Genomic DNA, 694 nt, shown 5'->3' with positions numbered 1-694 from the left:
CATCCGAGATCAACCGCGTTTTCGAGGAAGTGAAGCCATCGCGGCTGATCGTCATCGACTGTGACGCGCGTGTCACGCAGGTGCAGGTGTTCGAGCCCGGTGATGCGCTTGAACTGGCGCCTGTGAAAGGCGGCGGCGGTACCTGCTTCGCACCGCCGTTCGAGTGGGTGGAGGAACAGGGCTTTCGGCCGGCGTTTCTCGCCTATCTGACGGACATGTATGGCACGTTCCCCGAAGTGCCGCCGGAGTATCCGGTGCTGTGGGCCTCAACCACACCGTTGCGCAGAATCCATACCCCGCCATTCGGCGATTGCATCGAGGTCATCGTCTGACCATTGCCCCGGGCCATCCCGGGGCATTTCTTTGCTCCGGCATCGGTTGGTGGGTGTTCCGCCCAATTTGACCGCGTGCCGAAATCGATCAAAATTTTTGTGGCACTCGACATATCTAGTCCTGTGCCCGGAGGAGCAACATCATGATGGACAAAGAAGAGCCGATCGACATCGAGTCTCTTCCTCGCGCGGCCGACCTCGGGTGGATTGGCCGCTGGAAACAGGCTGTAGAAGAGGGTGGTACGGATCTCGGGTTTGACGACTGGTTCGAATCCGCACTGATCGGCGCGGCCGGTGGCCGCGATGGCCAGCCGGTGCAGTATCGACAGGGATCAGTGATCTTCGAACTGCAGCACGGCGCG

Annotated in this window: 2 protein-coding genes; both read left to right on the top strand. The window is 60.7% G+C overall.

The window, feature by feature from the left end; genetic code table 11:
* A partial coding sequence (locus RVY79_RS16865) for a VWA-like domain-containing protein (protein WP_317465625.1) occupies nucleotides 1-332 on the top strand: 332 nt, incomplete at its 5' end.
* 143 nt (nucleotides 333-475) lie between these two features.
* Nucleotides 476-694: hypothetical protein (locus RVY79_RS16860; RefSeq protein ID WP_317465624.1), on the top strand; the 219-nt coding region annotated here is incomplete at its 3' end.

Origin of the sequence: Chromohalobacter sp. HP20-39, from assembly GCF_033052815.1 — a bacterium.
In the GTDB taxonomy this organism is placed as follows: domain Bacteria; phylum Pseudomonadota; class Gammaproteobacteria; order Pseudomonadales; family Halomonadaceae; genus Chromohalobacter.
Note: the sequence above shows the minus strand (reverse complement) of the source record. Positions and strands in the feature narration are given on the sequence as shown.